This window comes from Pseudomonas sp. MDT2-39-1, assembly GCF_054898085.1.
On sequence record NZ_CM142716.1, the window covers coordinates 2652702 to 2678584 of the forward strand.

The 25883-nt window shown below is 60.1% G+C and carries 21 protein-coding genes; 5 read left to right on the plus strand and 16 right to left on the minus strand.

The features are described from left to right. Nucleotides 1–25 precede the first annotated feature (25 nt). The 8 genes from fdhA to ACYZTM_RS12805 all read right to left on the minus strand — a co-directional run bounded on the left by fdhA (nt 26) and on the right by ACYZTM_RS12805 (nt 10111). Complete coding sequence (gene fdhA, locus ACYZTM_RS12770) at nt 26–1225, minus strand: formaldehyde dehydrogenase, glutathione-independent (protein WP_461988874.1); 1200 nt, start codon at nt 1223–1225, stop codon at nt 26–28. 210 nt (nt 1226–1435) lie between these two features. After that, a complete protein-coding gene (gene purU, locus ACYZTM_RS12775) occupies nt 1436–2293 on the minus strand; it encodes a formyltetrahydrofolate deformylase (protein ID WP_461988875.1) in 858 nt (285 codons plus the stop codon). A 127-nt stretch (nt 2294–2420) separates the two neighbouring features. Continuing rightward, nucleotides 2421–3053, minus strand: coding sequence for a sarcosine oxidase subunit gamma (locus tag ACYZTM_RS12780; RefSeq protein WP_461988876.1), 633 nt, complete (start codon nt 3051–3053; stop codon nt 2421–2423). A 169-nt stretch (nt 3054–3222) separates the two neighbouring features. Next, nucleotides 3223–6240, minus strand: coding sequence for a sarcosine oxidase subunit alpha (locus tag ACYZTM_RS12785; protein WP_461988877.1), 3018 nt, complete (start codon nt 6238–6240; stop codon nt 3223–3225). Next, nucleotides 6237–6566: a sarcosine oxidase subunit delta gene (locus ACYZTM_RS12790; protein ID WP_109635425.1), complete on the minus strand. Its 330-nt coding sequence runs from the start codon at nt 6564–6566 to the stop codon at nt 6237–6239. The genes ACYZTM_RS12785 and ACYZTM_RS12790 overlap by 4 nt, the downstream gene beginning before the upstream one ends. A 14-nt stretch (nt 6567–6580) precedes the next feature. Then, nucleotides 6581–7831 carry a sarcosine oxidase subunit beta gene (locus tag ACYZTM_RS12795; protein WP_038981138.1) on the minus strand — a complete coding sequence of 417 codons (1251 nt, stop codon included), beginning with the start codon at nt 7829–7831 and terminating at the stop codon, nt 6581–6583. Between the two features lie 23 nt (nt 7832–7854). Further along, complete coding sequence (gene glyA / locus ACYZTM_RS12800; RefSeq protein WP_131060658.1) at nt 7855–9108, minus strand: serine hydroxymethyltransferase; 1254 nt, start codon at nt 9106–9108, stop codon at nt 7855–7857. A 283-nt stretch (nt 9109–9391) separates the two neighbouring features. After that, complete coding sequence (locus ACYZTM_RS12805) at nt 9392–10111, minus strand: TraX family protein (RefSeq protein ID WP_461988878.1); 720 nt, start codon at nt 10109–10111, stop codon at nt 9392–9394. Between the two features lie 132 nt (nt 10112–10243). Between ACYZTM_RS12805 and ACYZTM_RS12810 the strand changes: the two genes are divergently transcribed. From ACYZTM_RS12810 to ACYZTM_RS12820, 3 genes are all read left to right on the plus strand, one after another. Further along, nucleotides 10244–11284 carry a threonine aldolase family protein gene (locus ACYZTM_RS12810; protein WP_282380542.1) on the plus strand — a complete coding sequence of 347 codons (1041 nt, stop codon included), beginning with the start codon at nt 10244–10246 and terminating at the stop codon, nt 11282–11284. 314 nt (nt 11285–11598) lie between these two features. Next, nucleotides 11599–12132 carry an REP-associated tyrosine transposase gene (locus ACYZTM_RS12815; protein WP_131060655.1) on the plus strand — a complete coding sequence of 178 codons (534 nt, stop codon included), beginning with the start codon at nt 11599–11601 and terminating at the stop codon, nt 12130–12132. A gap of 259 nt (nt 12133–12391) precedes the next feature. After that, nucleotides 12392–13216, plus strand: coding sequence for an SDR family oxidoreductase (locus tag ACYZTM_RS12820; protein WP_461988879.1), 825 nt, complete (start codon nt 12392–12394; stop codon nt 13214–13216). 44 nt (nt 13217–13260) lie between these two features. Here the strand turns inward: ACYZTM_RS12820 and gbcB are convergent, their stop codons facing one another. Continuing rightward, nucleotides 13261–14361 (minus strand): glycine-betaine demethylase subunit GbcB, encoded by a 1101-nt coding sequence (gbcB, locus tag ACYZTM_RS12825; RefSeq protein ID WP_461988880.1) that lies wholly within the window; start codon nt 14359–14361, stop codon nt 13261–13263. A gap of 287 nt (nt 14362–14648) precedes the next feature. Between gbcB and gbcA the strand changes: the two genes are divergently transcribed. After that, nucleotides 14649–15944, plus strand: coding sequence for a glycine-betaine demethylase subunit GbcA (gene gbcA, locus ACYZTM_RS12830; RefSeq protein WP_461988881.1), 1296 nt, complete (start codon nt 14649–14651; stop codon nt 15942–15944). A gap of 795 nt (nt 15945–16739) precedes the next feature. Here gbcA and ACYZTM_RS12835 read toward each other — a convergent pair. The 7 genes from ACYZTM_RS12835 to ACYZTM_RS12865 form a co-directional block, all read right to left on the minus strand. Further along, entirely contained in the window at nt 16740–17306 is a 567-nt protein-coding gene (locus tag ACYZTM_RS12835) for a GNAT family N-acetyltransferase (protein WP_461988882.1), read from the minus strand. Nucleotides 17307–17327: 21 nt separating this feature from the next. Then, on the minus strand, nt 17328–18098 hold the full coding sequence (gene etfB, locus ACYZTM_RS12840) for an electron transfer flavoprotein subunit beta (protein ID WP_131060651.1): 771 nt from the start codon (nt 18096–18098) through the stop codon (nt 17328–17330). A 15-nt stretch (nt 18099–18113) separates the two neighbouring features. Continuing rightward, the gene (gene etfA, locus ACYZTM_RS12845; RefSeq protein WP_461988883.1) at nt 18114–19334 is read right to left on the minus strand and encodes an electron transfer flavoprotein subunit alpha; all 1221 of its coding nucleotides are present in this window, start codon (nt 19332–19334) and stop codon (nt 18114–18116) included. Beyond that, a complete protein-coding gene (dgcB, locus tag ACYZTM_RS12850) occupies nt 19334–21280 on the minus strand; it encodes a dimethylglycine demethylation protein DgcB (protein ID WP_461988884.1) in 1947 nt (648 codons plus the stop codon). Before dgcB ends, etfA begins: the two co-directional genes overlap by 1 nt. A 173-nt stretch (nt 21281–21453) precedes the next feature. Beyond that, entirely contained in the window at nt 21454–23514 is a 2061-nt protein-coding gene (gene dgcA, locus ACYZTM_RS12855) for a dimethylglycine demethylation protein DgcA (protein ID WP_282380559.1), read from the minus strand. A gap of 15 nt (nt 23515–23529) precedes the next feature. After that, nucleotides 23530–24060, minus strand: a complete 531-nt coding sequence (locus tag ACYZTM_RS12860; RefSeq protein WP_003194877.1) for a DUF5943 domain-containing protein — start codon at nt 24058–24060, stop codon at nt 23530–23532. A 78-nt stretch (nt 24061–24138) separates the two neighbouring features. Beyond that, complete coding sequence (locus ACYZTM_RS12865) at nt 24139–25116, minus strand: dipeptidase (RefSeq protein WP_131060646.1); 978 nt, start codon at nt 25114–25116, stop codon at nt 24139–24141. A 236-nt stretch (nt 25117–25352) separates the two neighbouring features. Between ACYZTM_RS12865 and ACYZTM_RS12870 the strand changes: the two genes are divergently transcribed. Further along, on the plus strand, nt 25353–25754 hold the full coding sequence (locus ACYZTM_RS12870; protein WP_131060644.1) for a lysozyme inhibitor LprI family protein: 402 nt from the start codon (nt 25353–25355) through the stop codon (nt 25752–25754). Nucleotides 25755–25883 lie beyond the last annotated feature (129 nt).

Here is a 25883-nt window from a genome sequence, read left to right on the forward strand (position 1 = left end):
GTTGCCTTTTTTTCACCAGTGATTTTTACGCCGCACTAAACAACTTATGCGGATCAATTACAAACTTCTTCGGCACGCCCGCATCGAACTCGCCATAACCACGTGGCGCGTCATCCAGGCTGATGACTTCCACACCGACGATGTCGGCAATGTGGATACGGTCCCACATGATCGCCTGCATCAGCTGGCGGTTGTACTTCATCACTGGCGTCTGGCCGGTGTGGAAGCTGTGGGATTTGGCCCAGCCCAGACCGAAGCGGATGCTCAAGCTGCCCATTTTTGCGGCGGCATCGACTGCACCTGGATCTTCCGTCACGTACAGGCCCGGGATACCGATCTTGCCGGCCACCCGAACCACGCCCATCAGTGAGTTGAGCACAGTGGCCGGAGCCTCGTGTTTCACGCCGTCATGGCCGTGACCGCGCGCTTCGAAGCCTACGGCGTCGACGGCGCAATCCACTTCAGGCTCGCCCAGCAGTGCAGCGATCTGTTCGTGCAGCGGGGTATCCAGGGACAGGTCGGCGATTTCGAAACCCTGAGCCTTGGCGTGCGCCAGGCGGATGGTGTTGACGTCACCGATGATCACCACTGCCGCGCCCAACAGGCGAGCGGAAGCGGCAGCCGCCAGACCGACCGGGCCGGCACCGGCGATGTAGACGGTGCTGCCTGGACCAACGCCGGCCGTCACTGCGCCGTGGTAACCGGTCGGCAGGATGTCGGAGAGGCAGGTCAGGTCACGGATTTTTTCCATGGCCTTATCACGGTCAGGGAGTTTCAGCAGGTTGAAGTCGGCGTACGGCACCATCGCGTATTCAGCCTGGCCGCCGGTCCAGTCGCCCATGTCGACGTAACCGTAAGCACCGCCGGGACGCGCCGGGTTAACGCTCAGGCACACACCGGTGTGCATTTCCTTGCAGGAACGGCAGCGCCCGCAAGCCACGTTGAACGGTACGGAAACCAGGTCGCCGATTTGCAGGTTTTCGACGTCGCTGCCCTTCTCGATCACTTCACCGGTAATTTCGTGACCCAGTACCAGGCCGGTCTGGGCGGTGGTACGACCGCGCACCATGTGCTGGTCCGAACCACAGATGTTGGTGGAAACCACGCGCAGGATGACAGCATGGTTAATCTTCCTGCCGCGCGGGTCCTGCATTTTGGGATAGTCGATTTTCTGTATTTCGACCTTGCCATTGCCGAGATACACCACACCACGATTGCCAGACATGCTTTCACCTCGCTGTTGTTTTTATGTAGCGGTCGCGTCGCCAGACAGCGGCGGCGCGTTGATTGCTCGGGTTATTGCCTGTGTCTTTTTGCGTTGTTTGTCAGGGCCTCTTCGCGAGCAAGCCCGCTCCCACATTGGTTTTGAGGTGTAACCGGGATTTGTGTACGGCACAATTTCCTATGTGGGAGCGGGCTTGCTCGCGAAAGCGATCTAAAGAACGACTGTTCTGTTCGCGTTCAAAAACACTCGTCTTTCAATGTGATAACCAACAGCCCGTGCCAGCGTCAGCCCTTCAATATCCCGCCCCTTGGCGATCAGGTCTTCGGGGTAATGACTGTGGTCCACGGCCTCGACACCCTGGGCGATGATTGGGCCTTCGTCCAGGTCGTTATTGATGTAATGCGCCGTCGCGCCGACCAGTTTCACGCCCTTGTTGTAGGCTTGATGATAGGGCTTGGCGCCCTTGAAACCCGGCAGCAGGGAGTGATGGATGTTGATCGCCTTGCCGTCGAGTTTGCGGCACAGCTCTGGCGACAGGACTTGCATGTAACGGGCAAGGATCACCAGTTCGGCGCCGGACTCTTCAATCACCTGCCAGACCTGACGCTCCTGCGACGGTTTGTCGTTCGGGTCCAGCGGGAAGTGGTAGTACGGAATCTGGTGCCATTCCGCCAACGGCTTGAGGTCCGGGTGGTTGGAAACCACGGCGGCCACATCCATGGACAACTGGCCGATGCGCTGGCGGTAGAGCAAATCGTTGAGGCAGTGATCGGCTTTGGAAACCATGATCACCACTTTTGGCCGGTAATTCGGCGGGGTCAGTTCGAAGATCATGCCGAAGGCTTGGCCACGCTCTCCCAGGCCTGCGCGGAAGGCTTGTTCGTCGAAGCCATCAGGCTGACGGAATTCCACACGAATGAAGAAACGGCCCGAGAGCCGGTCATCGAAGGAATGGTGCTCGGTGACGTAGCAGCCCTGCTCGAACAAAAAGCGGGTCACCGCGTCCACGGTGCCGAGAACGCTTGGGCAGTCGGCGGTCAGAATCCATGTGTCTGGGGCGCGGCTCATAGTCGTGTTTCTCCTCTGATCGTTCCCACGCTCTGCGTGGGAATGCCGCCATGGACGCTCTGCGTCCGCCTTTATGTGACGCGGAGCGTCACGGGATGCATTCCCACGCGGAGCGTGGGAACGATCATTACGCCTGAACGCTTAGGCCGTATTCGGCAGAAGCATCCTGCAACCACAACCACCAATAATCCGAGAAGCTGCGGCGAATCAGCAGTTCCCAGGTGTCTTCGGCGGTATGGCGGATCACCAGTTGCGACTTGGCAAACACGGTGCCCACGGCCTTGCCCACCGGGAAGCTGTTGGGGTGCACGTCGTAGCTGGTGGACTTCATCAGCACCTGGCGCACGTTCGGGCCGCTCAGTTCGAGGATCTGCTGGCCGCCGCTGACGTTGGTGATCGCGATGTGCAGATCGCCCAGCGCTTCACGCAGCTTTTGCTCGGCGGCGAATTCTTCACCGGTCGGCACGATCAGCAGCCATTCATCCGGCCCCATCCATTGCAGGCTGGTTTCGCCTTTGACGACGACGGTCAGCGCACCCGGCAATTCGATGCCGAGGGCCTTGTGCACGCCAGCGGCGAAGGCGGCATCGTGGCCATCGCCACGAATGGTCAGGTGGCCGAGGAGTTTTTTCTCACGCACGATCACGCCGGCGCTTTTTCGGCCCTTGCCCACCAGGCTGGCGAGGTCGGCATGATGCAGCGACGACTCGGCCTTGGCCCCAGTGGTTGGGCGTTGTTGGTAAACATTGGCTGTGGTCATAAAGCACCTGTCCTGAATTCTGTTGGTTCCGGCCCTTGTGGTGGCCGGGCTGACGCTTTCGCGAGCAAGCCCGCTCCCACATTCGACCGCGTTCCCCTGTGGGAGCGGGCTTGCTCGCGAATCGCTCAGACGACTCGGTGCAACTGCCCGCCCAGAGGGCCCGAGGCCACTAGATGTTCTGGCGATCACCCTTTGGATCGAAGAACACCGAAGAAACGATTTCCGCCTCGATCACGCTGCCATCCGCCAGCGGTGCGAACACACGCTCACCGATGCGCTTCAAACCACCCTTCACCACGCCCATGGCAAACGAATAGCCGAGGGAGTTGTGCAGGTAGCTGGAGGTGACGTGACCGACCATCGTCATCGGGATCGTCTGCTTGGTGTTGAACACCAATTGCGCGCCTTCCGGCAGCCATTTGGTCGGATCGATCGGCTTCAAGCCGACCAACTGTTTGCGCTGATCACGCACGCAGTCTTCACGGTTCATGCCACGCTGGCCGATCCATGAGAAAGGTTTAGTGCGACCGACGCACCAGCCCATGTTCAGGTCGTCCGGAGTCATCGAGCTGTCAGTGTCCTGACCGACGATGATGAAGCCCTTCTCGGCCCGCAGAACGTGCATGGTTTCAGTGCCATATGGCGTCAGGTTGTACTGCTTGCCAGCATCAACAATTTTTTCCAGCACGCCCATCGCATAGTCGGCTTGCACGTTGACTTCGTACGACAGCTCACCGGTAAACGAAATCCGGAACACCCGCGCCGGCACACCGCCAACCAGACCTTCTTTCCAGGTCATGAACGGGAACGCTTCGTTGGTCAGATCGATGTCGGTGACTGCGCTGAGCAGCTTGCGGCTGTTCGGCCCGGACAAGGTCATGGTTGCCCAGTGATCCGTCACGGAAGTGAAGTACACCTTCAGGTCTGGCCATTCGGTCTGGGAGTAGATTTCCAGCCATTGCAGCACGCGTGCCGCGCCGCCCGTGGTGGTGGTCATCACGAAGTGGTTGTCGGCGAGGCAGGCGGTGACGCCGTCATCGAAGACCATGCCGTCTTCTTTGCACATCAGGCCGTAGCGGGCCTTGCCCACGTCAAGCTTGGTCCAGGCGTTGGTGTAGATGCGGTTGAGGAACTCACGCGCATCCGGGCCTTGAATGTCGATCTTGCCCAGGGTCGAAGCGTCCAGCAGGCCGACGCTGTCGCGCACGGCTTTGCATTCGCGTTTCACGGCGGTATGCAGGTCTTCACCGGTTTTCGGGAAGTACCAAGGACGTTTCCACTGACCGACGTCTTCGAACTCGGCGCCGTTCTTCACGTGCCAGTGATGCAGCGCGGTGAAACGAACCGGCTCGAAGATGTGCCCACAGTGACGGCCGGCCACGGCGCCGAAGGTCACCGGCGTGTAGTTCGGACGGAACATGGTGGTGCCCATCTGCGGGATGGTCACGTTCAGCGAACGGGCGGCGATGGCCAGGCCGTTGACGTTGCCGAGTTTGCCCTGGTCAGTACCAAAGCCCAGTGCGGTGTAGCGTTTGACGTGTTCGACCGACTCGAAGCCTTCGCGGGTCGCCAGTTCGATGCCGGCCGCAGTGACGTCGTTCTGCAGATCAACGAATTGCTTCGGTCCGCGTGTCGTGCCTTTTTCGTGCGGCACCTGGAACAGCGCCAGAGTCGGTTCTTCCAAACGGCTCAGGGCTTTCGGCAAAGTGCCTTCGACCCCGCTGAAACCGGCTTCGCTGGCCGCGCGAGCGCCGCCTTCAAAACCATCGGCCAGGGAATCGCCGAGACCGTAGACGCCATTGATGCCGCCGACGCACACGCGTTTCTGCGGTGCTTCGCCCGGTACGAAACCGAGGATGTCTTCACGCCAGATCGGCTTGCCGCCCAAGTGCGAAGCCAGGTGAACCACCGGGCTGTAACCGCCGGAGCTGGCAACCAGGTCGCATTCAAGCCACTCACCAGGACTGGTCACGGTGTGCGCTTTTACATCAATCGCGGCAACGCGAGCGGCGGTCACGTGCTTGCTGCCACGTGCCTCGATCACAGCGCTACCGGTCAGGATGCGGATGCCTTTGGCGCGCGCTTCTTCAACCAGCGCACCGCGCGGGTTGCTGCGGGCATCGGCGATGGCCACGACTTGCAGGCTGGCGTCGAGCCAATCCAGAGCAACGCGGTAGGCGTGATCGTTGTTGGTGCTCAGGACAAGCTTCTTGCCTGGTGCCACGCCGTAGCGACGCACGTAAGTCGAGACAGCGCCGGCGAGCATGTTGCCCGGCACGTCGTTGTTGCCGTAAACCAGTGGACGCTCGTGAGCGCCGGTCGCCAGCACCACACGCTTGGCGCGAACACGGTGGATGCGCTGACGCACCTGGCCAATCGGGGCGCGGTCGCCGAGGTGATCGGTGAGGCGCTCGTGAATGGTCAGGAAGTTATGGTCGTGGTAGCCGTTAACCGTGGCGCGCGGCAACAGCAGCACGTCCGGGGTGTCTTTGAGTTCGGCGATGACGCTGGCGACCCATTCGGTAGCAGGCTTGCCGTCGAGGCTTTCGCGGGAGTCGAGCAGGCTGCCGCCAAACTCTTCCTGTTCATCGGCGAGGATTACGCGAGCACCGCTGCGCGCTGCTGCCAGTGCAGCAGCAAGGCCAGCCGGGCCACCGCCGACGATCAGCACGTCGCAGTGCTGGTTCATGTAGTCGTAGGTGTCCGGATCGTTCTCGGTCGGCGAACGGCCAAGACCGGCTGCCTTACGAATGTACTTCTCGTAAGTCATCCAGAACGATTGCGGGTACATGAAGGTTTTGTAGTAGAAGCCCGGCGGCATCAGCTTGCCGCCGACCTTGCCGAGAATCCCCATCATGTCGTTGTTCACGCTCGGCCAGCCGTTGGTGCTGGTGGCGACCAAACCTTGATACAGCGCTTGTTGTGTGGCGCGTACGTTCGGGATCTGCGTGGCTTCGGTCGCGCCGATCTGCAGCACGGCGTTCGGCTCTTCAGCACCGGCGGCAAAGATGCCGCGCGGGCGGGAATACTTGAAGCTGCGACCGATGATATCGACACCGTTGGCCAGCAAGGCGGCGGCCAGAGAATCGCCTTCAAAGCCTTTGTAGGTCTGGCCGTTGAAGGTGAAGCTCAGCACTTTGTTGCGGTCGATCCGTCCGCCGTTGGACAGGCGATTGATCTGGCTCATACCTTCTCTCCCAGAGCCGTCGTGGCCGCTTTCGGGCTATCGGTCTTGTCGGTGAACTGCGGCTTGGCGCCGATCTTGTAGGTTTCGAGAATCTCGTAGGTCACGGTGTCACGAGTGGCGTTGAAGTACTGACGGCAACCGGCGACGTGATCCCACAGCTCGTGGTGCAGACCACGAGGGTTATCGCGGAAGAACATGTAGTCACCCCACTCCTCGTCGGTGCAGTTGGTCGGATCCAGTGGACGCGGGATGTGCGCCTGGCCGGATGCGTGGAATTCCTCTTCGGAGCGCAGTTCGCCGCAGTGAGGACAGAAGATATGCAACATGGGGATTTCTCCTGTTAGTGGGCAACCGCAGCAGCGCCGTGTTCGTCGATCAACGCACCGTTGTGGAAACGGTCGATGGAGAAAGGTGCAGCCAATGGGTGCATTTCACCCTTGGCCAGACTCGCGGCAAACACGTTGCCCGAGCCAGGTGTTGCCTTGAAGCCGCCGGTGCCCCAACCGCAGTTGAAGAACATGTTCGGCACAGGTGTTTTCGAAATGATCGGGCATGCATCCGGCGTGGTGTCGACGATGCCGCCCCACTGACGGTTCATGCGTACGCGGGACAAGACCGGGAACATCTCGACGATGGCCTGAACGGTGTGCTCGATCACCGGGTACGAACCACGCTGGCCGTAGCCGTTGTAGCCGTCGATACCGGCGCCGATCACCAGGTCGCCCTTGTCGGACTGGCTGATGTAACCGTGTACGGCGTTGGACATGATCACGCTGTCGATAATCGGTTTGATCGGCTCGGACACCAGCGCTTGCAGCGGATGGGATTCGATCGGCAGACGGAAACCGGCGAGTTTGGCCATGTGCCCGGAGTTACCGGCGGTCACGACACCGACGCGTTTGGCGCCGATGAAGCCTTTGTTGGTTTCCACGCCGATGCACACGCCGTTTTCCTTGCGGAAACCGATCACTTCGGTCTGTTGAATCAGGTCCACGCCCAAGGCGTCGGCGGCACGGGCAAAGCCCCACGCCACGGCATCGTGACGGGCCACGCCGCCGCGACGCTGGACGGTTGCGCCCATCACCGGGTAGCGCGTGTTCTTCGAGCAGTCGAGGTACGGAATCTCGTCGGCCACTTGTTTGGCGTCGAGCAGTTCACCGTCCACACCGTTGAGGCGGTTGGCGCTGACCCGACGCTCGGAATCACGAATGTCCTGCAGGGTGTGGCACAGGTTGTAAACGCCGCGCTGGGAGAACATCACGTTGTAGTTCAGGTCCTGGGACAGGCCTTCCCACAATTTCATCGCGTGTTCGTACAGGTGCGCCGACTCGTCCCACAGGTAGTTGGAGCGAACGATGGTGGTGTTGCGCGCGGTGTTACCGCCGCCCAGCCAGCCTTTCTCGACCACGGCCACGTTGGTGATGCCGTGCTCTTTGGCCAGGTAGTAGGCGGTCGCCAGACCATGCCCGCCACCGCCGACGATGACCACGTCATAGACCTTTTTAGGGGTCGGCGTGCGCCACATTTTCTGCCAGTTTTCGTGATGGCTGAGGGAGTGTTTGAAGAGGCCGAAGCCCGAGTAGCGTTGCATAGTCATTTACTCCAAAACCGCGCTCAGCGATAAACCGGGAAGTCCGCGCACAGGGCCGAAACTTGCTGCGCGACATTGGCCTCGACATCGGCGTCGCCGAGGTTGTCGAGGATGTCGCAGATCCAGCCGGCCAGCGTGACGCACTGGGTAACCTTGAAGCCGCGAGTGGTCACCGCCGGGGTGCCGATGCGCAGACCAGAGGTGACGAACGGCGACTGTGGATCGTTCGGCACAGCGTTCTTGTTCACGGTGATGTGGGCGCGACCGAGTGCTGCATCCGCCTCTTTGCCGGTGAGGCCCTGACGAATCAGGCTGACCAGGAACAGGTGGTTATCGGTGCCGCCGGACACTACATCGTAGCCGCGTTTTATAAAGATGCTGGCCATGGCCTGGGCGTTGTCGATCACTTGTTGCTGATAGGCCTTGAAACCAGGCTCCAACGCTTCCTTGAAGCACACCGCCTTACCGGCGATCACGTGCATCAGCGGGCCGCCCTGACCACCGGGGAATACGGCAGCGTTGAATTTCTTTTCCAGCTCTTCATTGGCCTTGGCCAGGATCAGACCGCCACGAGGACCGCGCAGGGTTTTGTGAGTAGTGGTAGTGACCACATCAGCGTACGGCAGCGGGTTCGGGTACAGCCCGGCAGCGACCAGACCGGCCACGTGAGCCATGTCGACAAAGAGATAAGCGCCGACTTTGTCAGCGATCTGACGGAAGCGCGGGAAGTCCAGGGTCTTGGAGTAAGCGGAGAACCCGGCGATGATCATTTTCGGCTTGTGCTCGACCGCCATGCGCTCGACTTCGTCGTAATCGATCAGGCCGGTGACGGTGTCGATGCCGTACTGCACAGCGTTATAGAGCTTGCCGGAGAAGCTGACCTTGGCGCCGTGGGTCAAGTGACCGCCGTGGGCCAGGCTCATGCCCAACACGGTGTCGCCCGCCTGCAGCAGCGCAAGGAATACCGCGGCGTTGGCCTGGCTGCCGGAGTGCGGCTGCACGTTGGCGTAATCGGCGCCGAACAGCTGCTTGGCGCGTTCGATGGCCAGCGCTTCAACCTTGTCGACGTGCTCGCAGCCGCCGTAGTAGCGCTTGCCCGGATAGCCTTCGGCGTATTTGTTGGTCAGGCCGCTGCCTTGCGCTTCCATGACGCGTTTGCTGGTGTAGTTTTCGGACGCGATCAGCTCGATGTGATCTTCCTGGCGTTGCTCCTCGGCATTCATCGCCGCCAGCAGTGCATCGTCGTAACCCTGGATCTGGTCTTGCTTGCTGAACATCGCGTCTCTCCCAGCGGCGGCGGTGCGCCATTCGTCTCGGTGAGGCACGTACCTTTCGGCAGTGCCCTTTGGATGCGATGGTATGACCGGCGCAGACAGGTCAAATGCCTATGGACGCCACGCAAAGGTGCGTTTACGACATGGGCTGAAATGGCTGTTCAGACACAGCCCTCTAATCAGCGAAGAACCCTGTGGGAGCGGGCTTGCTCGCGAATGCAGTGTGCCAGTCGACAACAATGCTGAATGACACACTGCATTCGCGAGCAAGCCCGCTCCCACAGGGTTATGCGAGAACTTCGCGCAAGACCAGCAGCAGCAGGAAATGCGCGGGATAGAGCGCGTACGCCCAGCGACGCATCGGTGGTGGCGGTTTCAGTCGGCCGGCATGTCGCAACAGCAGCAAGCCAACCATTGGCGCCATCAGACAAGTGGCGATGCCGAAGATGGCTGCACTGTTGCCAAACCGGGCGGAGTAATACAGCACCTCCCATTGGTTGGCGGCCAGACAGACCAGTCCGGGCAGCAGACTGAAGTACCAGGGCCGCTTGATCACCAGCAACATCACCAGCGGTAACAATACGCCGAAGAAACCGAACATCAGTCGCTCCGGGAACAGCGCCGCCAGCGTTAGGGCGCCGACCGCGAGTAGTCGCGATTGCAGCGTTTCCTGCTGCCAGCCACGCGCTACCAATAGCCCCAGCGCCAACGAGGGCAGCACGTTCAAGGTGTTGGGATCAGGAATGTACATCCGGTAGGGAATTTCGCTGATGGTGCTAAACAGCAGCAACCAGCCCAGATAACGCCCCTGGCCGTCGGTCGTCACCGCGCGGGGCCGCGCCAGGTTTGCGGCCATCGCCAGACAGAACCACGGAAAGGCCAGCCTGCCCGGAACATACAGAATATCGACGGAATAACCGACATATCGCAGGTGATCGAGCACCATACTCAACAGCGCCAGCCACTTGAGCAGGTCCAGTGCCCCATCCCTTTGCGTCATGTGCATAATTGCCCGGCGTCTTTGTATTTTTCTGACAGCATCATCGCGTGTGCTCTCCTGACGATCTTGGGTAAAGTGCGCACCATCATTGACCACGAATGCTCTTCACCATAAGAGTTTCGACCACGGAAGCCGGCCATGACCGATAAGAGCCAACAATTCGCCAGCGACAACTATTCCGGTATCTGCCCTGAAGCCTGGGCTGCCATGGAACAGGCCAACCACGGCCACCAACGCGCCTATGGCGACGACGAGTGGACCGCACGCGCGTCCGACGATTTCCGCAAACTGTTCGAAACCGACTGCGAAGTATTCTTCGCCTTCAACGGCACCGCGGCCAACTCCTTGGCCCTGTCGTCGCTGTGCCAGAGTTACCACAGCGTGATCTGCTCGGAAACCGCTCACGTCGAAACCGACGAATGCGGCGCACCGGAATTCTTTTCCAACGGTTCCAAGCTGCTCGTCGCCCGCACTGAAAACGGCAAGCTGACCCCGGAATCGATCCGCGAAATCGCGCTCAAGCGCCAGGACATCCACTACCCGAAACCGCGCGTAGTCACCCTGACCCAGGCCACCGAAGTCGGCAGCGTCTACACCCCGGAAGAAATCCGCGCCATCAGCGCCACGTGCAAAGAGCTGGGCCTGAACCTGCACATGGACGGCGCGCGGTTTTCCAATGCTTGTGCATTCCTCGGCTGCTCGCCAGCGGACCTGACCTGGAAGGCCGGTGTCGACGTGTTGTGCTTCGGCGGCACCAAAAACGGCATGGCCGTCGGGGAAGCGATTCTGTTCTTCAACCACGCACTCGCCGAAGACTTCGACTACCGCTGCAAACAGGCCGGGCAACTGGCCTCGAAGATGCGTTTCCTCTCGGCACCCTGGGTCGGGATTCTGGAAAACGACGCCTGGCTCAAATACGCCAAACACGCCAACCACTGCGCGCAGTTGCTGGCGGAACTGGTGAGCGATATTCCAGGCGTGGAACTGATGTTCCCAGTGCAGGCCAACGGCGTGTTCCTACAACTCTCGGAACCGGCGATCGCCGCACTGACGGCCAAGGGCTGGCGCTTCTACACCTTCATCGGCAACGGCGGCGCACGCTTCATGTGCTCGTGGGACACCGAAGAAGAACGCGTACGGGAACTGGCGGCGGATATTCGCGAAGTCATGTCCCGCTGACCTCCGACATGATCGTTCCCATGCTCCGCGTGGGAATGCCTCCAGGGACGCTCCGCGTTCCAGCTTCACCACCGGCGCAATGCCGAGCGCCGTTGTGACGCAGAGCGTCACGGGCTGCATTCCCACGCAGAGCGTGGGAACGATCTTTATCCTGCCCTTGGTGCTGATCATTCCTACGCTTCACTCGGAAGCTACCGTCTAGCCACCCTGCAACAAACCCCGCAACCTGATCGTTCCCACGCTCCGCTTGGGAATGCAGCCCGGGACGCTCCGCGTTCCATCCCGCCGCACTACAAGATTCAAGGACGAATCCCATGGGTCGAAGCCGCTACACCATCACCGAACCCGACAAACCCCACTTCCTCACCTGCACCCTCATGGAATGGCTCCCGCTGTTCATCCGCCCTTACATCGTCGATCACCTGCTAAATTGCTGGCGCTATCAGCAAATCCATCAAGATCTAAAGCTGTATGGCTATGTCGTCCTGGAGAACCATCTCCACTTCGTTGCCGAGGCTCCAGACCTAAGCAAATGCCTCAGCCAATTCAAATCCTTCACCGCCCGACAAATCCTCGACGACCTGCAAAGCAAAGGCGCCGAACGCGCGTTGCAGCGTCTGCGTTTCAGCAAACGCGCGCACAAGCAGGACCGGGTGTATCAGCTATGGCAGGAAGGTTCGCATGCGGAAATGGTGTACAGCGAAGCGGTGATGCGCCAGAAGCTGGATTACATCCACTACAACCCCGTAAAACGCGGTTATGTGGATTTGCCGGAGCACTGGAGGTATTCAAGCGCCCGAAATTACGCGGGCATGGAAGGACTGATCGAGATTCAGCGCTGGTATTGAGGCGCCCCTCCCAACTGATCGTTCCCACGCTCCGCCTGGGAATGCAGCCCGTGACGCTCTGCGTCACAACGGTGCTCGGCTCCACGCAGGCGGTGAAGCAGGAACGCGGAGCGTCCCGAGAGGCATTCCCACGCAGAGCGTGGGAACGATCAGTCGGGCTGCATTCCCACGCGGAGTGGGAACGATCAGTGAACTCTTGGTCTACATTGTCTGGCGAGCTGTTCCATTCGCTCAGACAATAATAATCAGGAGCGCACGCATGTCCTTACAAGGCAAAACCCTGTTCATCACCGGCGCCAGTCGCGGAATTGGTCGTGAGATCGCACTGCGGGCCGCGCGGGATGGGGCCAACATTGTGATTGCTGCCAAAAGCGCCGAGCCTCATCCCAAACTGCCGGGTACGATTTTCAGCGTGGCTAAGGAAGTCGAAGACGCGGGCGGCAAGGCGTTGGCCTTGCAGGTAGATGTGCGTGATGAAGTCGCGGTGCGTGAGGCGCTGGCCCAGGCCCATGAACATTTCGGCGCCATTGATGCACTGATCAACAACGCCGGGGCAATCAAGTTGACCGGAGTCCAGCACATCGAACTCAAGCGCTTCGACCTGATGCACCAGATCAACACCCGCGCCGTGCTGCTATGCAGTCAGGCCGCCCTGCCCTACCTGAAAAAAACCAGCGGCCACATCCTCAACCTGTCTCCGCCGCTGAACCTGGCCACCAAGTGGTTCGCCCAGTACAGCCCGTACACCGTGACCAAGTACGGCATGAGCATGCTGACCTTGGGCATGAGCGAGGAATTCAAGAACTACGGCATCAGCGTCAATTCATTGTGGCCGCAGACGATGATTGCGACCGCCGCCATCGAGTTTCAACTCGGGTCACGCGAGTCCTTCAAGCACGCGCGCACGCCTGCGATCATGGCGGATGCGGCCCATGTCATTCTGGACAGTGGTGGTCGCAGCATTACCGGGCGGTTGCTGATTGATGAGGAGATTTTGGGTGAACACGGAGAGACGGATTTTGAACAGTATCGATTTGCACCGGATACAACCGACACACTGATGCCGGATCTGTTTGTCGACTAAACGAAAGCGATCCCATCCCGATATCGGGATGGGACAACAAAGGCTTAAAACTCGATCCGCACATCACCCTTCGGCACGCTGCAGCACGAAAGAATGAACCCTTCAGCTTCATCTTCCTCGGTGATCCCGCCGTTGTGATCCATTTCGACCTCGCCACCCAGCTTCATCACCTTGCACGTCCCGCAGATCCCCATCCCGCAAGCCTTCGGAATCAACAGACCCAACTTGGCCGCCGCCGCATGCACGGTTTCACCCGGTGCAACGCGAATGCTCTTGCCGGACGCGGTGAATTCCACTTGATGCAGGTCCGCCGCGTCGATGTCCGGTGCGTCTGCTGCTATTTCGGCTTGCTCCACCGCATCGGCACGGGCTTCCGGTGGTGTAGCACCGAAGGATTCCTCGTGATAACGCGACATGTCAAAGCCGACCGATTCCAGCATGCGCTTGACCGCGGTCATGTACGGCGTCGGGCCGCAGCAGAAAACTTCGCGCTCAAGGAAGTCCGGCGCCATCAATTCGAGCATCTTGTGGTTCAGGTAACCGCGATACCCGGCCCACGGCTCGCCCAAACCATGCTTCTCGCAGATCAGGTGCAGGCTGAAGTTATCGATCCGCGACGCCATGTGTTCCAGTTCGCGGTGGTAAATGATGTCTTTCGGCGAACGGGCGCTGTGGATAAACACCATGTCGACGTTGCCGTTGGTGTCATAAAACCAGCGAGCCATCGACATGACGGGCGTGATACCGACGCCACCGCTGAGGTACAGAACCTTCGGCGCAGTGAAGTCCATGGCGTTGAACAGCCCGACCGGCCCGTGCACGGCCAGCTCCTGGCCTTCATGCAGGGTGTCGTGCAGCCAATTGGAGACCTTGCCGCCCGGTACGCGCTTGATCGTCACCGAAAAGCTATACGGCACCGATGGCGAGCTGGAAATGGTGTAGGAGCGCATGATCGGCACGCCTTCGATCTCCAGCTCCAGGGTGACAAACTGCCCCGGTTTAAAGAAGAACAAAATCGGCTGGTCAGCCATAAAGCAGAAGGTGCGCACATCCCAGGTTTCCTGGATGACTTTGACGCAACGGACGATGTGCCGACCATTGGCCCAGGTCTGGGTGGTTACCGGATTCAGGAAGCTGTTGGACATGCTGTTCTCCACCGCCGATGCTCGGCCTTATGTTGGCAATTCTGCGTAACGCGCGAACCACCCATTTACCTATCTGCGACATTCACATACTTATCGCGACCAGCCCATAACTACCGGGGGTTGCGCGTCGGGAACAGATTGGGCCATGTCGCTCATGGATAAGGTTCTGGCGTGCGCCGGCCCCACACTCGGCCCCACACAAAGACGTTTTCTTTACACCCTTGCGTAGCAAACCGTATCAGCCACTATTTCGCCGGCCACACAGAATGGCCTTGAGGATCAAATCGATGGACGTCACCGCAAAAATCAGTCTGGGCGATCCGCTGGAACCCGCACGCAAGGCCACCGCGCAAATGCTTCAAGAGCGCGAACGCACTTTCTCGCTGCCGCAGCCGTTTTACTCTGACGAGCGGCTGTTCGATATCGACATGCAGGAAATCTTCTCGAAAGAGTGGTTGATCGCCGGCATGACCTGCGAGATCCCGACCAAGGGCAATTACCTGACCCTGCAAGTCGGCAAGAACCCGATCATCGTGATTCGCGGCGCCGAAGGTGTGGTGCATGCGTTCCACAACGTCTGCCGTCACCGCGGTTCGCGGCTGTGCACCAGCGAAAAAGGCAAGGTCGCCAAACTGGTTTGCCACTACCACCAGTGGACCTACGAACTGGACGGTCGCCTGCTGTTCGCCGGCACCGAGATGGGCGCCGACTTCGACATGAAGCAGTACGGCCTAAAACCGGTGAACGTGAAGACTGCCGGCGGTTACATCTTCATCAGCCTGTCGGAGAATCCGCCGGCCATTGATGACTTCCTGTCGACGCTGAACCATTACATGGAACCGTACGACATGGAGAACACCAAGGTGGCGATCCAGACCACCTTGTTCGAAAAAGCCAACTGGAAACTGGTGCTGGAAAACAACCGCGAGTGCTACCACTGCAACGCGTCGCACCCGGAATTGCTGAAAACCCTGCTGGAATGGGACGACGTCACCGACCCGCGCGCTGACCAGGCCTTCAAGGACCACGTCGCCGCCTCCGCCGCGGCCTGGGAAGCCGAGAAGATCCCTTACGCCCACGCCAGTTTCGGCCTGCGTAACCGCATCGTGCGCATGCCGCTGCTCAAGGGCACCGTGTCGATGACCCTCGACGGCAAACAGGGCTGCGCCAAACTCATGGGCCGCATCAAGAACCCGGACCTGGGCTCGATGCGCATCCTGCACCTGCCACACTCGTGGAACCACTGCATGGGCGACCACATCATCGTCTTCACGGTGTGGCCGATCAGCGCTCAGGAAACCATGGTCACCACCAAGTGGATCGTCCACAAGGACGCGGTTGAAGGCGTGGACTACGACGTGGACCGTATGCGTCAGGTCTGGGACGCCACCAACGACCAGGACCGTCGTCTGGCTGAAGAGAACCAGCGCGGGATCAACTCCACGGCGTACCAGCCAGGTCCGTATTCCAAGACCTATGAGTTCGGCGTGGTGAACTTCGTGGATTGGTACAGCGAGCGTCTGCTGAACAACCTTGGGGCTGAACCTGCGCCTTATCTCAAAGGCGTGCCGGTTCAAGGCTGACCGACCCCGCTGAGACAAAAAACCGCGAACAAGTTTCGCGGTTTTTTATTGTTCAAATTTCGATCAATCGCTTTAGAGCTGCCACGGGTGTGGGGCTGTAGAGGTTCGCGAACAAGTTATCCACACCTTCACCCACAGCAAATGGGGACAACTCGTTTTACAGCGAAAACTTTCTACACAGAAACCGAAGAAAATCCGTGACTTATCCAGAAGCAGGGTTTTGAACTGCGATTGGTTGTTTTTTGATCGAAAGCCTGTAGGGCACGAATTACGTGGCTTGCAAAGGATGGCGAACACCTTATCCACAGAAGCGCCAACAGACTTTGGGGGCAACTTCGATGGATCTGTGGAAAACCGTTGAAGGCCGCGATATACCGGGGTTTATGCGAGGTTTATCGAACTAAAACGATGATTTGATCGTTTTTTGATCACTCGCCTGATAAGCCCGTTTTATATGGCCTGTAGCGGTCAGCGAACATCTTATCCACAGATGCGCTAACAGAGATTGGGGGCAAGTATTAGCTTGCGTGAAAAGTTATCCTCAGGAAAAAGTGTGAAAAAACCGCAAGTTAGGCTGGTTGTTTTTTGTACGAAGGGTTGCAGGGCTTGATTTGCATGCTGTGTAGCGATGGGCGAACACGTTATCCACAGAAGCGCTAACAGGGATTGTGGATAAACACATCACCCCTGTGGGAGCGGGCTTGCTCGCGAAGGCGGACTGACATCCAACATTGATGTCGACTGAACCACCGCATTCGCGAGCAAGCCCGCTCCCACAGGGATTGGGTTCGTGCCTTAAGGCCGATACATCAGATACGCCTCACCCGTGACCCGAATCATCGGGTGCGGTGTGATCTGGCAGGTATCGACGACACGGAAGCCATGTCGCTCGTAGAACCGGCGGGCGCCGGTGTTCACGGCGTAGTCGATCAGGCTCAAGCCATTGAGCCCAAGCTGGTTGGCACGGTCGTAGGCGTAGGCGAGGAATTGCTTGCCCAGCCCCTGATTTCGCCAGCCTTCATGCAGCGCCAGGCTGGAAATATAGAGGGTGTCGGGAATTTCCATCGTGGCATAGGGCGCCAGGACCGGATCGGTCACGGGGGCCGCCAGCGGATCGTGGCGCATCACGTAGCTGTGCATCATGCCGATGACATTTCCCCCTGCCTCGGCAATGAGGCAGTTCTGCCAGGAAAAATCCACGTCTTCACGGGCGTAGCGACTGGCGCCCACTTCCAGCAAATCCTGGCCGGGCTGCGCTAGCTGGCTCCAGATGTAATCCGCAGCGCCTTCTGATGAAATCTGAAACAAACGAGCAATCTCCCGCGCATCCGCGCGCAGGGCCGAACGAAATTCAACTGCCATTTACCTGCCCCCACAGGACCGCTAGCGGACCACGCCTTCTTCGATCAACAACTTGAGAATCGCTTCAGCCCCAGCCTCCGCACTCAACCCTTTTAGCACCTGCCCGCCCCCGCCACTGGCCTTGGCCGTCGCGGCTTTCATCCGGTCCGCGCCACTCTTGGCCTTGATCACCTTCAAGCGTTTAGGCCGTGGCTTGGCCGGTTGCAGGGTGGCGAGCGCCAGCAGTTCATCGTCGATCACTTCGACTTCATCCGCCTGCAACACCCCGCGTCGGGCCGGGCCGTAAGCGCTCTGCCGAGGTTTCGGCGCAGCGTTATCCACAGTGGCGAGAAACGGTAACCGCACCTTCAGACGACGGCGTTGACCACGTGGCAAGGCTTGCAGCACCAGCGCCGAACCGCCGTCGATGGATTCAACTTGAGCCAGCCCTATGACCAGCGGCCAGCCCAGATTTTCCGCCAGCAGAAACGGCAACATGCCCGAGCCTTCGCCGGTTTCCGCCTGGCTGCCGGTCAGCACGACCTGAGCCCCGGCGTCACGCAAATACGCGGTCAATGCCGGCAGTGCATCGGCGCCTGAAGGTTGTTCAAGCACATGCAACTGTTCCAGGCCCATGCCCAGGTACGCGCGCAATGCAGGCTCCGCGACATCGCCGGCATGCAGCACTTGCAGGTTATCCCCAGCCAGTTGCAGACCCAGTTCCACGGCTCGCGCATCCTGCTCAGCGCGACGTGGCCGGCCGGAAGTCGGGTGGGCGCCGATGGACACCAGGCTGATGATTTTCGTGCTCATAACCCTTTCCTTTCCTTAAGCCGCATCGCGCTTGGCTTCATTGCGGTAAGCCTCTACCGCATCGATCAAGGCTTGAAGAATTTCGGCGCTTTCACCGATCACCGACAGGTCGGCCCGTTTGATCATGTCGCAGCCAGGATCGAGGTTGATCGCCACCACTTTGTCGCAGGCTCCGATGCCTTGCAGGTGCTGGATCGCCCCGGAAATCCCCACCGCCACGTAGACCCTTGCGGTAACCCAGGTGCCGGACGCACCGACCTGACGGTCACGGGCCATGAAGCCATCGTCCACGGCCACCCGAGATGCACCTTCAGTGGCGCCCAATGCTTCGGCGGTCCTGTGGAAAAGTCCCCAGTCCTTGACCCCGTTGCCGCCGGAGAAGATGAATTCGGCTTCGGCCATCGGAATCGCCGCCGGATCCACCGCCACCGCGCCTAAATCTTCGATGCGCGACAGACTGCGGGCAACCGTTGTGGATAACTCCACCGGCAAGGCTTCGTGACGGGTTTCGCTGACCGGCTCGGCGCACTCGACGGCGGCCAGAATCAGGCGAGCGACCGGGCGCGCAAGGTCCTGCAACCCAGCGCCGGCGCGGCCGATGCACTCCTGATCCTTGACCTGCCAGACCCGCGTGGCCGGGCGTTCGCCCAGTGCAGCGGCAAAGCGTCGACCCAGTTCGCCACCGCCACTGCGGCTGTCCGGCAGCAACCAGTGACGTGGGCTGAACTGGTTATCCACAGCCCGCAGGCCCTGGACCCTTTGTTCCGGTGCATAACCGCTGAATTCGTCGCCATCCATCACCAGCAAGCGATCGACGCCCGCGGTGGCGAATGCGTTTTCTTTGTGTTCGCCGAAGACCACGGCCAACACCGCGCCGTCCTTGCCGGCCAACTGATGAGCCAGACCGAGCAAGTCGCGGTCGTGGCTGCTCAAGCGGCCGCCGACCATGTCCGGCACCACGCTGATGTAAAACGCAGGTGCAGGTACTTGATGCAGCGGCAATTGCACTTCAACCGCGACCGAACGTTTGCTCGCCCCGCCCTGTTGAGCGCCGCTGCGGTCGATCCGTTTGATGCCGTTGGGACCGATAAAACCGATGCCATGGGGATTCTTGCGGATAACGCCATTAGGCCCCATCCAGCTGTGTTGCGCCGGCTGCATGGCTGCGTGCAGCGGGTGCAGGCGGTTGCGGGCGATCCATTCGGCGCGTGGGTCGCGGCGGATAATGTCGCTCATCAGTGGGCCTCCGCAGGTTCACGTTGGGCCGGTGTGGTCGGCTTAGGCGCAGCGTCTTCAAGCAACGCGTCCGCCACCAGTTCGGCGATGTCCTTGATCAGCGGTCGCGGTTCGACCACGCCTTCGAGCATCGCGGTGCATTGTGGGCAACCCACAGCCACCAGTTCGGCGCCGGTTTCGCGGATGTCTTCCATGCGCATGTCGGGGATCCGTTGCTTGCCTGGAATGTCGGTAATCGGCGCACCGCCGCCACCGCCGCAGCAGCGCGAGCGGAAACCGGAGCGTTGCATTTCCTTGATCTCGATCCCGAGGGCGCGCAGTACTTCACGCGGTGCCTCGTATTCGCCGTTGTAACGGCCGAGGTAGCACGGGTCGTGATAGGTCACGCTGCTGCCTTTGTGCTGGCCGAGGTTCAGGGCGCCAGCGCCGATGATTTCGGCCATGTAGGTGCTGTGGTGCTGCACGAGGTAGTTGCCGTCGAAGTCGCCGTACTCGTTTTTCAGCACGTGGAAGCTGTGCGGGTCGCAGGTGACGATGCGGTTGAAGCTGTACTTGGCCAGGGTCTGGATGTTGCGTTTGGCCAACAACTGGAACGTCGCTTCATCGCCCAGGCGTCGGGCCACGTCACCGCTGTCGCGTTCTTCGAGGCCCAGTACGGCGAAGTCGACCTTGGCCGCTTTCAGCACTTTGACGAAGGCACGCAAGGTGCGCTGGTTGCGCATGTCGAAGGCGCCGTCGCCGACCCAGAACAGCACGTCGACCGATTTCTTCTCGCTGAGCAGGTTCAGGTTCAAATCCGCCGCCCAGTTCATCCGCCCGCCCGGGGCGAAACCGCCAGGGTTGTCGGTGGCGATCAGGTTTTCGAGGACTTCGGCGCCTTTGTTCGGGGTTGCGCCTTTTTCCAGGGTTAGATGGCGACGCATGTCGACGATGGCATCGACGTGCTCGATCATCATCGGGCACTCCTCGACGCAGGCGCGACAGGTGGTGCAGGACCACAAGGTTTCAGCGTCCACCAGACCGTTGACGATCGGTTGATGCGGGTTGCCGGCGTGCTCGCCGATTGGCTTCCCAGGATATGGGCTGCCAGCGAACTTGGCATCAGTGCCACCGGCGAGGCCGACCACCATGTCCTGAATCAGTTTTTTCGGGTTCAGCGGCTGGCCGGCGGCGAACGCCGGGCACGCGGCTTCGCATTTACCGCACTGCACGCAGGCGTCGAAGCCGAGCAGTTGGTTCCAGGTGAAATCCTTGGGTTTTTCCACGCCCAGCGGCGCGGTCGGATCGTTCAGGTCCAGCGGTTTCAAACCGGTGGAACGGCCGCCACCAAAACGTTCGGCGCGACGGTGCCAGGCCAAATGCAGGGCACCGGCGAAGGCGTGCTTCATTGGCCCGCCCCAGGTCATGCCGAAGAACAGTTCGCTAACGCCCCACAGCACACCGACGCCGAGGATCGCCGCCAGCACCCAGCCACCGAAGTTTTCCGGAAGGATGCCCGCCACCGGCAGGGTCAACAGGAAGAAGCTCGCAGAGAACGCCAACAGGCTTTTCGGCAGGCGCATCCATGGCCCTTTGGACAGGCGAGCCGGTGGGTTGCGACGGCGCAGAAACATGAAAATCGCACCGACGAACATCACCGCCGAAGCAATCAGCAGGGCAACACCAAGAATGCGACTGTGCAGGCCGAAACCGTGAACCAGTATCGCCAGCACCATTGACGCCACCGCACCACCCGCCGTAGCGACGTGAGTGTTGGCGATGTATTTGTCCCGCGCGACGACATGGTGCAAGTCGACCATGTAGCGCTTGGGCATGGCGAACAGGCCGCCGATCAGGTCGACTTTCGAAGCCCGGCCTCGACGCCACATAGCCACCCGCCGCAACGCGCCCAGGACAGCGAGGCCCAGAGCAGCGAACAACAGGATTGGAAGAAGGGTGTTCAACATGGTGGAGCTCCCAAAGACCTCGGGTCTTGCAGGCCTAACTAGCTGGATGCCTTGCTCGAATTCCTGTAGGAGCGAGGCTTGCCCGCGAAGGCGATGGATCAGCCGACATCAATGTTGAATGTCAGGACGCCTTCGCGGGCAAGCCTCGCTCCTACAGGGTTATCCACAAGCTCTTAGAAATCCTTGCACAACCGCAGCGCGTCGTAGATCGCAGCGTGGGTGTTGCGCTGGGCCACGCAGTCGCCGATGCGGAACAGCAAGTAACCGTCACCCGCCTGGCTCAGCGATGGTTGCGGCTTGATCGCGAACAGGGCTTCGATGTCCATCTGGCCTTTGTTGCGCGAGCCTTCCTTCAGGGCGTAGTAGATTTCTTCGTCCGGACGCACGCCGTTTTCGACGACCACCTGATCCACCACCCGCTCCTCTTTGGCGCCGGTGTATTCGTTCTCCAGCACCGCCACCAGCTTGTCGCCTTCGCGGTAGACCTTCTCCAGCATCATGTCCCCGGTCATGATCACTTCTTTGGGGTACATGCTGCGGTAGTACGTCGGGAACGATGTGCCGCCAATCGCCACGCCCGGTTTGATGTCGTCGGTGACGATCTCGACCTGGCTGCCCTTGTCAGCGAGGAAGTCGGCGGTCGACATCCCGGTGAATTCGCAAATGGTGTCGTAGACCAGCACGTTCTTGCCCGGTGCGACCTTGCCATCGAGGATGTCCCAGCTGCTGACCACCAGGCCTTCAGCCGCGCCCCAATGTTCGTTCTGCTCCAGGAATGGATGACCGCCGACGGCGAGCACCACCACGTCCGGACGCAGGTCCAGAATAGTTGCCGCATCGGCCGCCACGCCCAGGCGCAGGTCGACTTTCAAACGCGCCAGCTCAAGCTGGAACCAGCGAGTGATACCGGCAATCTGGTCACGCTGTGGCGCTTTCGAGGCAGTGGTGATCTGCCCGCCGATGAATTCTTTCTTCTCGAACAGGGTCACGTCGTGGCCGCGTTCGGCCGACACGCGAGCGGCTTCCATCCCGGCAGGACCGGCACCGACCACCACCACTTTGCGCTTCACACCGGTCGATTTCTCGATGATGTGCGGCACGCCCATGTATTCACGGGAGGTCGCGGCGTTCTGGATGCACAAGACGTCCAGGCCCTGGTACTGACGGTCGATGCAGTAGTTGGCGCCGACGCATTGTTTGATCTGGTCGATCTGACCCATTTTGATCTTGGCGATCAGGTGCGGGTCGGCGATGTGGGCGCGGGTCATGCCGACCATGTCCACGTAGCCGCCTTCCAGAATACGGGTCGCCTGGTTCGGGTCCTTGATGTTCTGCGCGTGCAAAACAGGGGCCTTGACCACTTCTTTGATACCGGCAGCCAGGTGCAGGAACGGCTCCGGTGGATAACTCATGTTCGGGATAACGTTGGCCAGGGTGTTATGGGTGTCGCAACCCGAACCCACCACGCCGATGAAGTCGATCATGCCGGTGTCGTCGTAGTACTTGGCGATCTGCTTCATGTCCTCGTGGGACAAGCCGTCCGGGTGGAATTCGTCACCGCACAGACGGATGCCGACGCAGAAATCCGGGCCGACTTCAGCCCGCACAGCCTTGATCACTTCCAGGCCGAAACGCATGCGGTTCTCGAAACTGCCGCCCCACTCGTCGGTGCGTTTGTTGACCCGCGGACTCCAGAACTGGTCGATCATGTGTTGGTGCACGGCGGACAATTCGACGCCGTCCAGGCCACCGGCCTTGGCGCGGCCAGCCGCAGTGGCGTAGTTGCCGATTACCCGCCAGATTTCTTCCGGCTCGATGGTTTTGCAGGTCGCACGGTGCACCGGTTCACGGATGCCCGACGGCGACAGCAGGGTTGGCCAATGCTCGCCGTCCCAACGGGAACGACGGCCCATGTGGGTAATCTGGATCATGATCTTGGCGCCATGCTTGTGCATGGCATCGGCCAGGTTCTGGAAGTGCGGAATGATCCGGTCGTCGGCCAGGTTGACCGACTTCCACCAGCCTTGCGGGCTGTCGATGGCCACGCTGGAGGAACCGCCGCAAATCGCCAGGCCGATCCCGCCCTTGGCTTTCTCTTCGTAGTACTTGACGTACCGGTCGGTGGTCATGCCGCCGTCGGTGGCGTAGACCTCGGCGTGCGCGGTGCTGAGCACGCGGTTACGGATGGTCAGTTTGCCGATCTGGATCGGCTGGAACATTGCTTCGAAAGCCATGGCGGGGTCCTCGACTTACAACGGCTTGACGGTGAACAAACCGTCGTCGTGGCCTTCTTCGGAGCCACCGTAGACTTGTTCGGCAACCGTGCGAATGTTGCTGCCGCGGGCTTGCAGAATCTGGTCCATGGCACCGGCAAACCAGCCGGTGAACATGTAGTCGACCTTACGTCCGACCTTGCCGTACACGTAGACAAACGCCGAGTGTTCGAGCTTGACGCTGGCAGTGCCTTTGTCGAGGTCGATGTCCTGGATCTTGAACAGGCCCCAGCCGCGTTGCGACAGGCGCTTCATGTAGTGCTCGAACACCGCAACGCCTTCCAGGCCGTGGCATTCAGCTTCTTTTTCACACCAGTGCCAGGCGGATTTGTAGCCGGCCTTGTAGAGGATTTCGGCGTAGGCGTCGGCGCCCAGCACTTCCTCGATGCCCATGTGGTTGTTGACGAAGAAGTGACGCGGTACGTACAGCATCGGCAGGGCGTCGGAGGTCCAGACACCGGTTTCGCTGTCGACTTCGATTGGCAATTGCGGGGCGATCTTGGCCATGGAAACTTAACTCCAGAAAATTTTGGGTGTTGCCCCCGGCGCGGACGGCCGGGGGAAAGGATTCAGAGGTGCTGTGGCTTACTCGCCCCAGACGTCCTTCAGGACGTTGACCCAGTTCTCGCCCATGATCTTGCGGACCACGCGCTCGGGATGGCCGCGCTTGAGCAGGGTTTCGGTCAGGTTCGGGAACTCGCCGACGGTGCGGATGCCCAGCGGGTTGATGATCTTGCCGAAACTGGTCAGACGGCGGGCGTAGCCCTTGTCATGGGTCAGGTATTCGAAGAAGTCCTGGCCATGGCCCTGGGTGAAGTCCGTGCCGATGCCGATGGCGTCTTCGCCGACGATGTTCATGGTGTATTCGATGGCTTCGGCGTAATCGTCGATGGTCGAATCGATGCCCTTGGCCAGGAACGGCGCAAACATGGTCACACCGACGAAACCGCCGTGATCGGCGATGAACTTCAGTTCTTCATCGGATTTGTTGCGCGGGTGAATTTTCAGACCCGACGGCAGGCAGTGGGAGTAGCAGACCGGTTTCTTGGACTCAAGGATGACTTCTTCAGAGGTTTTCGAACCCACGTGGGACAGGTCGCACATGACGCCGACGCGGTTCATCTCGGCGACGATTTCACGACCGAAACCCGACAGGCCGCCATCGCGCTCGTAGCAGCCGGTACCGACCAGGTTTTGGGTGTTGTAGCACATCTGCACAATACCGACGCCGAGCTGCTTGAACACCTCGACGTAGCCAATCTGGTCTTCGAAGGCGTGAGCATTCTGGAAGCCGAACAGGATGCCGGTCTTGCCCTGCTCCTTGGCCTTGCGAATATCGGCGGTGGTGCGCACTGGAATCACCAGGTCGCTGTTTTCGCGGATCAGCTTCTGGCTGGCGGCGATATTGTTGACGGTGGCCTGGAAGCCCTCCCACACCGACACGGTGCAGTTGGCCGCGGTCAGACCGCCCTTGCGCATGTCTTCGAACAGCTCACGGTTCCACTTGGCAATAATCAGCCCGTCGATAACGATGCTGTCGGCGTGCAATTCGGCTGGGCTCATCAGGCTGTCCCCTATTAGCGATTCGTGCGCCGAATCGTGTGCCGGCGCTTTGGGGCCAGCATATGCCTGAGGGACGGGGTAGCCGGGTGCAAAAACGACAGGGGGTTTGCCGAAAGCGTCAATCTGCGACAAAGGGTCGTTGATGGACGCAATCACCCACCTGTTCAAGGGCCGCGGCTTGGGCCAGAATTCGCTGCATTACTGAATAGGCACTAAAAAAAAGGGGCTGCGTCGCAATGAGAACGATCTTCCTGGCTTTGGCACTGATAGCGACCGGCGTACACGCGGCTGAAGAGGCCGACGACAACCCCTGCGACAAAGTCGAAAACGACGTCCAGACCCTGGAATGCTCCGCCTACAGCAGGACCACCGCCGAAGACCTGCTCAAAGACAACTACCAAAGTCTGAACGAGCGCATGCAAACGGCCTACGGCAAGAATCAGGCGCAACTGGCCGACATCACCGCCAAGCTCAAGGCTGCGCAACAACAGTGGCTGAAAACCCGGGATGCGGATTGCGCGGTTGAGGCGTTTCCGGCGACCAGTGGTAGCAAGGCGTTCACGATTGCGCAGAATGATTGCGTGGCGCGGATGAGTGATGAGCGGTCGGAGTTTTTGGAGTCGATTGGGCAGGAGTGATCCTGAATTTCTGTCGGAAGCTGGCACCGTCTCCGGCTTTCGATTCTCAAGAGATGCTGTTTCCTACAAACCTTGCTGACTAAACCTACAGCACTCCCTACACCTCGCAGCAGACCCTATTGCCCGGGC

Excerpts from the sequence above, each read along its gene's own strand:
- ACYZTM_RS12820 (WP_461988879.1), top strand. The coding sequence starts at position 12,392 with ATGTCCTTACAAGGCAAAACCCTGTTCATCACCGGCGCCAGTCGCGGA.
- ACYZTM_RS12790 (WP_109635425.1), bottom strand. The coding sequence starts at position 6,566 with ATGTTGCATATCTTCTGTCCTCACTGCGGCGAACTGCGCTCCGAAGAG.
- fdhA (WP_461988874.1), bottom strand. The coding sequence starts at position 1,225 with ATGTCTGGCAATCGTGGTGTGGTGTATCTCGGCAATGGCAAGGTCGAA.
- purU (WP_461988875.1), bottom strand. The coding sequence starts at position 2,293 with ATGAGCCGCGCCCCAGACACATGGATTCTGACCGCCGACTGCCCAAGC.
- ACYZTM_RS12805 (WP_461988878.1), bottom strand. The coding sequence starts at position 10,111 with ATGCACATGACGCAAAGGGATGGGGCACTGGACCTGCTCAAGTGGCTG.
- ACYZTM_RS12835 (WP_461988882.1), bottom strand. The coding sequence starts at position 17,306 with ATGGCAGTTGAATTTCGTTCGGCCCTGCGCGCGGATGCGCGGGAGATT.
- dgcA (WP_282380559.1), bottom strand. The coding sequence starts at position 23,514 with ATGGCTTTCGAAGCAATGTTCCAGCCGATCCAGATCGGCAAACTGACC.
- ACYZTM_RS12865 (WP_131060646.1), bottom strand. The coding sequence starts at position 25,116 with ATGAGCCCAGCCGAATTGCACGCCGACAGCATCGTTATCGACGGGCTG.
- glyA (WP_131060658.1), bottom strand. The coding sequence starts at position 9,108 with ATGTTCAGCAAGCAAGACCAGATCCAGGGTTACGACGATGCACTGCTG.
- ACYZTM_RS12785 (WP_461988877.1), bottom strand. The coding sequence starts at position 6,240 with ATGAGCCAGATCAATCGCCTGTCCAACGGCGGACGGATCGACCGCAAC.
- ACYZTM_RS12795 (WP_038981138.1), bottom strand. The coding sequence starts at position 7,831 with ATGCAACGCTACTCGGGCTTCGGCCTCTTCAAACACTCCCTCAGCCAT.
- ACYZTM_RS12815 (WP_131060655.1), top strand. The coding sequence starts at position 11,599 with ATGGGTCGAAGCCGCTACACCATCACCGAACCCGACAAACCCCACTTC.
- ACYZTM_RS12780 (WP_461988876.1), bottom strand. The coding sequence starts at position 3,053 with ATGACCACAGCCAATGTTTACCAACAACGCCCAACCACTGGGGCCAAG.
- dgcB (WP_461988884.1), bottom strand. The coding sequence starts at position 21,280 with ATGTTGAACACCCTTCTTCCAATCCTGTTGTTCGCTGCTCTGGGCCTC.
- gbcA (WP_461988881.1), top strand. The coding sequence starts at position 14,649 with ATGGACGTCACCGCAAAAATCAGTCTGGGCGATCCGCTGGAACCCGCA.
- ACYZTM_RS12860 (WP_003194877.1), bottom strand. The coding sequence starts at position 24,060 with ATGGCCAAGATCGCCCCGCAATTGCCAATCGAAGTCGACAGCGAAACC.
- ACYZTM_RS12810 (WP_282380542.1), top strand. The coding sequence starts at position 10,244 with ATGACCGATAAGAGCCAACAATTCGCCAGCGACAACTATTCCGGTATC.
- etfB (WP_131060651.1), bottom strand. The coding sequence starts at position 18,098 with ATGAGCACGAAAATCATCAGCCTGGTGTCCATCGGCGCCCACCCGACT.
- gbcB (WP_461988880.1), bottom strand. The coding sequence starts at position 14,361 with ATGTCCAACAGCTTCCTGAATCCGGTAACCACCCAGACCTGGGCCAAT.
- etfA (WP_461988883.1), bottom strand. The coding sequence starts at position 19,334 with ATGAGCGACATTATCCGCCGCGACCCACGCGCCGAATGGATCGCCCGC.
- ACYZTM_RS12870 (WP_131060644.1), top strand. The coding sequence starts at position 25,353 with ATGAGAACGATCTTCCTGGCTTTGGCACTGATAGCGACCGGCGTACAC.